The sequence below is a fragment of the Enterobacter cloacae complex sp. 385G4 genome (assembly GCF_057320665.1).
On the sequence record NZ_JBXWDD010000023.1, the window covers coordinates 1 to 5,475 of the forward strand.

3 protein-coding genes and 2 pseudogenes are annotated in these 5,475 nt (G+C 49.5%); all 5 read right to left on the reverse strand.

The features are described from left to right. On the reverse strand, positions 1–1,483 hold a 1,483-nt coding region (gene vgrG / locus AC2FAJ_RS23440), incomplete at its 3' end, for a type VI secretion system tip protein VgrG (RefSeq protein WP_485454549.1). Positions 1,484–1,905: 422 nt separating this feature from the next. Continuing rightward, positions 1,906–2,196, reverse strand: a pseudogene (locus AC2FAJ_RS23445) (T6SS immunity protein Tli4 family protein); the annotation flags it as partial. Between the two features lie 99 nt (positions 2,197–2,295). Further along, a complete protein-coding gene (locus tag AC2FAJ_RS23450) occupies positions 2,296–3,387 on the reverse strand; it encodes a T6SS immunity protein Tli4 family protein (RefSeq protein ID WP_045631656.1) in 1,092 nt (363 codons plus the stop codon). Then, positions 3,384–5,054 (reverse strand): acetyltransferase, encoded by a 1,671-nt coding sequence (locus tag AC2FAJ_RS23455; RefSeq protein ID WP_485454550.1) that lies wholly within the window; start codon positions 5,052–5,054, stop codon positions 3,384–3,386. The genes AC2FAJ_RS23450 and AC2FAJ_RS23455 overlap by 4 nt, the downstream gene beginning before the upstream one ends. Before the next feature lie 104 nt (positions 5,055–5,158). Beyond that, a pseudogene (locus AC2FAJ_RS23460) lies at positions 5,159–5,475 on the reverse strand (type VI secretion system tip protein VgrG); the annotation flags it as partial.

The window sequence follows — 5,475 nt, forward strand, 5'->3', positions numbered from 1 at the left end:
TGCGCAGGACGTTGCGTTTGTAATTCTGGATAGTGACGTGGTCGCCGTGCGCCGAGTCATGCAGCACGCCGGCAATGTACGGCCGGTCCGGATTGCCGTCCTCAAAGCCAATCGCCACCTCGGTGCCCGCCAGCAGCGGCAGGTGCAGGCCATAGGTGTCCCCTGCATAAGGGCGGGACTGGCGCACCCACAGGCTCTCGAACCCGGTTTCCCAGTTATCACGGTCAAACAGCATGTTGACGCGATAGCGACCGTCCTTATCGATATGCCCGTAGGTGTCATTTTCGGTGGTGCTGGTGACGCGGGCCGGTAAGGTGCCAGCCATCACCGGGCGTGAGCCAGGCTCAGGACGGAAACCAAAATCGGTGCTGTCCGGGATGCCGTCAAAATCAACCGCAAAGTCCTTATCACGGCGGGCATACGTGTGCATCACCGTGATGACCACGCCCTGCGCAAACACGTCGGCCACTTCATACCCGCCGGTAACTTTCACTACCTGACCCGGCGAGAGGGTCGGACAGCTGGTGATGCCCTGCGCCCGGGTCTGGCCATTCAGGTAGCGTTCGTGACGAAGGCGGGCATAAAACGCCCCCGACTCCGGGGCCGGGTTGCGGTCACAGGTGCTGCCCGGCGTCAGGTAGTTATCCGCCCAGTGATAGGCATCACCGTACGTGGTGACATCCCCGCGGGTCGCATCCACCAGGGTGTTCATGTCCTGCGTGGCCTGACGGTAGTTGTAGTCCCGGGTGCTGACCTGCTTCTGCACCACGTTGTGATGGCATTCCATTCCCCAGACTGAATCCACGCCTTTTGAATGCTGGCCCGATGGCGGTACCGACGGCAGCGTCAGACCTTTTTCATACCCCTGCTGGCTGTCGTAAAACTCCACCACGTCAATGTTGAGGCGCGTGTCGGTGGTGAAGCGAAACCAGATGCCGACCTCACCCAGCAGGCGGGTGATAAAGTGCAGGTCGTCCTCACCGTACTGCATCACCTGTTCACGGCGCGGGTATTCTTTTGACAGCGAGAACAGAAAATCCTGACCGCGCATACCGTGGCGCTCGCGCAGGATTTTTTCCACGATTTGCGGAACCGACATGTCCTGGTAAATGGCGTTCTGGTGCGAGCGGTCGAGCAGCGCCAGGCGTGGCCGGAGCGTCAGGGCGTAGCGGGTTTCATCTTTTGACGTGCTGAGGCGTTCAAAACCGGTCACCACGCCCTGAAGGGTGCGCACCGGCTGCTGCACTTTAATGCCGTAACCCTGGTCTAACGGGGCCTGCAGCGTCAGCGAACCGGGCTTCATCAGCATCGCCTCTCTGGCGATAGCGTGGTCGCTGCTGGTGAATTCAATACGGTAGCGGAACGGCGTGCTCAGGGCCTCATCGCCTTCAAACGCCAGCACGTCGAGCGCGGACTCACAGCCTTTCACCACGAGCAGGTTATGGTTATGGTTGAATAACAACGTAGCAGGGTTTGTAGTCATTAGAATCCCTTCAAATGATCAAATTAAACGAATGTAATTTACAGTTAATTACGACACAGATTAACAATAAACAATTTAATACAGATTGAATTTATACTATTGATGATTTAATGAGCACAGTACTCTACTGTCGACATCTTCCATAGTGTAGTAAATATCATTACTTTTATATAATATACAAACACATTTCTTACGTCATGATATTTTCGTTTTTCCCAACATCAGAGAATGGTACGTTTACGCAGGTGAAGCTCTTTTTATTAAAATCAACACACCCCATCTGAAATAGAATAAACACTCTTCTTCGGAGAGCTTTAACTAATAACCAAACCATTTTTGCCTTCGGTAAAGGATATGTTTTTGCATTTATACAAGACCATCTCTGTCCAAGAAGCCCCATATCTAAAATAGTTCCTTTATAAGTTGTCTGGTTTATTAATGGCATCGCGCAGCGCCTGCTCTCTTAACTGCACCCGCTGTTTAAATGAGGATGGATAGAGAGGTTTACTTTCAATTTTAAAATCATCAATAAAAATCATATCGTGAAGTTGATTGTTGAATGACTCGGGAACGTCAATCACATAGCGCCCGATGCACTGCGGTTTGGTCTGCGCAAACAAACTATTTATCACTGGACTGTCCTTCTGCACTGGCGTGGATGCCGTAGCCTGGGCAATAAAAAACAAACCGGCAGCCAGTGATGATAAAGCCATATATTTACAGATACATTGCATGGTGACCACTCCTGCTCAGCATGCCTGGCTGGCTCTCCGGAAGAAACGAAAACCATTCCAGGCACCCATCTTGTTTCTTCATTTATAGCGCAGGGAATTCACCAGCCGGTCCCAGATTTCTATCATCTGTGCTTCGCTGTAGCTCGTTTTTTTATACTCGCTGGTGAGTCCAATGCTAAATTTTGGCTTGTCTGCGGTAGCATCACGCTCATTGGCTTTAAAATCAAAATCATAAAATGTATTCTTCTCATCTTTCCCCGTTACCGTATCTCTCATGGTTTGAGTACCACCAAACAACCATGACTCCGCGGGAATACCGTTCGGTGAGAGTGCCACTTTCTTTATGGTGTACTGATTTGACGTTTTAAGTGCCTCATTAATTTGTGCACTACGGTTAAACAGGGTGTCCTCAGAACCAGGATATTTATTATTTGTATACACCCCTAAAATAAAATCATCATTTTCATACTGGAAAGTAATTTTTTCAACATGCTGATTACCATCATCCCGGATAAACCCATTTGGAATACACACACCTTTAACCGACGGAACATCCTCATCTTTTCTGCCGCTAAGCCGTGATATCAGAGACTGTAGAGCCACCAGCTTAGCTGGTTTCTCATTCATTTGAGCCTCGGTAAAACCCGCTTTAATGTATGTTTTTTTCCTTTCTCTATATTTAGGACTGGATAAATCAAGTATTTCCGTCGTGATAATAAAAGCGGTCATATTGACAAATACATGTGCCTCTAAAACTCTTCCGAGATCGTCTTCTCCTGAAATATTTCTGTCAAAGATAATTCCCTTGTCATCAGGCAGCTCAATTTTTTCTTTTATATACGGTGCATTTACAGACTCATTTCCAGGTTTATTAATGGCATCGCGCAGCGCCTGCTCTCTTAACTGCACCCGTTGTTTAAATGCAGGTAGAAAGAGAGGTTTGCTTTCAATTTTGAAATCATCGATAAAAATCATATCGTGGAGCTGATTGTTGAATGACTCGGGAACGTCAATCACATAGCGCCCAATGCACTGCGGTTTGGTCTGCGCAAACAAAGTATTTATCACTGGACTGTCCTTCTGTACTGGCGTGGATGCCGTAGTCTGGGCAATAAAAAGCATGCTGCCCGCCATAAGAGATAACGCTGTAAGCTGTCTAACGGTCTTCATGGGTTCGGGATCTCCTGGACCATTTTCACAATGGCTCTGAGAGTAAACTGCAGGGCTGGCCTGGCCTGAATATCCTTCATGCTGCTGACGTCATAGGCTCCCTGGTGGTCCACGTCGATAGCCAGAACGCTTTTGATTTCGCTGTTACGGCAAATGGCGCTCAGCGACTCCACCGGCACCGTGCCATCCCCAGCGGTTTTTGATGAGTTGATCACATACATCTGAGAACGATTAAAAGGAAGGGGGATCTCTCTGTAGTTGTTGGGTAGCTTTCTGTCACTATCATGGCTGTTTTTCGGGTAGGTAATGGAGGTTTTTTGCCATGTCAGCGTGCCATCGGAGGCGATATTATGCCCATAGAAAACGTAAGTATTAGGATGATAGCCCCTACTATCCATGAAAGAAATAAACTTGCGGACAGGCTTATCAACTAAATGTACGTAGTTAGTCCAGTTACTCTGACTCACCGCCTCGTCCTTATCGATAATGTCGGACTCATACAGGCGATACCACAGCGTCTTGTTGAGGTAAATCTCCCCGAAAGGATCCCCGGCTTGCGGTAGTTTTACATCGCTGCCGTCTTCGCCAGCCCCTTCCACGCTCAGCCAGGGCGCTCCGGAAAGGTATTTCGCCGAAGGTAAGAGCTGAAGCGGCGCGGGAGCCCTGGCCAGGACCGGCATCAGCTCTTCTGCGGTATTACCCAATACGGCTCCGGCCATGCCTTCCTGTTTTGCGCCAACCTTCATGCGGCGGTACGCTGCCGGTGAGCCAAGATCGGGGATCACCCCATGCACTATACCCAGAATCTTATCTTTTGCGCCCAACACCTGGGACGCGTAACGCGCCACCAGCCCGCCCATGGAATGGGTAACGATAATGACTTTTTCCTGCCCGGCGGGAAAGGGCATACCGTGGCCGCGCTCATTTTTGTAGAGGCTGATAGTCCTGTCGATAAAGGCAACCAGTCCTTGCGCCGAGGTTTTATTATCCTGAAGCCAGTTATAGCCATAGACGTGAACCGGGAATAAAAAGTTCTTGAAATGGTTCAGTTCCTGCTGAGTCAGGATGGATTCGCCGGTAATTTCAGTATCTATCCCTTTAGACAGCGATTTGCCAACCAACTGACTTAGTACCCCATTTTTCTCCGACGTTGATTTACCATAGTGAACAAGATCCTGCTGCCAGTCATCCAACAGCGCCCCCTGGAAAACGCTTATAAATTTACCGTAGCTGAAGGATAAAACCTCTCCCCAGCCCCGCTCCCGGCGGGTTGTAAATATTTTTCCGTCATCGGAAAGCGGAGAATAGAGGGTCTGGTTAATATCCCCGCGATTGTCCACCTTAGTAGTGTCGGGATTAAGTAACTCTCTTCGTTCAGTACCATCCTTGCGTGCCCATTTAAGAAATACGCCTCCCAAACTATCGCCACGCCAGATGTCATTTTCCTTTCCTTCGTCAGTTCCCATCAAATTGGTCCCCATCACTCCAGGAAGGAAGATAACGGGGATCGCTTTGACAGGAGGCTGCAGCAAAACAGCTTTAGCATTCTTTGATTTTTTCTGATTCTGTATGCCAGGCCAGTAGACCTTTCCATTGTCATCCCATTCTGGTTTTATGTAGATCGTCGAGGGACTGCTCTCATTACCTGTCGTATTTTCTTCCGTCATGAATTCTGTCCTTTTTCCGTTCAGGAAAATAATCTTCAGAAAGACCTTCGTGACAACCAACACGGTGCTTTCCCCGAAGATATACTTCGAAATAACGCAACGCCTTATGTTTTATCCAGCAAAGAGGCGTTGAGAGAATCGATATTAATATTATTCTGCACCGCAGTGGCCCCTGAAGCGGAGGTTGCCAGACTTTGCTGCGTGCCATCCGCACCTGTTAAACCCAGCGTCAGACCAGCCACCGGCGAGTCATCCGATAACCGCCTGACTTCAGGCGTTATGGCAAATTCGGCGTTTTCCCAGCACTGCATTGCCTGACTTATACTCTGTCCACCAAACTTCTGCCACACCGCCCCGCGCTCGATGATTTTGTCCGGCGCCGCACACTCCACCGTTCCGTCCGCTATCCGGATATATCCCC

What these genes read in the sequence shown, in the direction of transcription:
- AC2FAJ_RS23450 (WP_045631656.1), bottom strand. Translation starts at nt 3,387, where the DNA reads ATGAAGACCGTTAGACAGCTTACAGCGTTATCTCTTATGGCGGGCAGC.
- AC2FAJ_RS23455 (WP_485454550.1), bottom strand. Translation starts at nt 5,054, where the DNA reads ATGACGGAAGAAAATACGACAGGTAATGAGAGCAGTCCCTCGACGATC.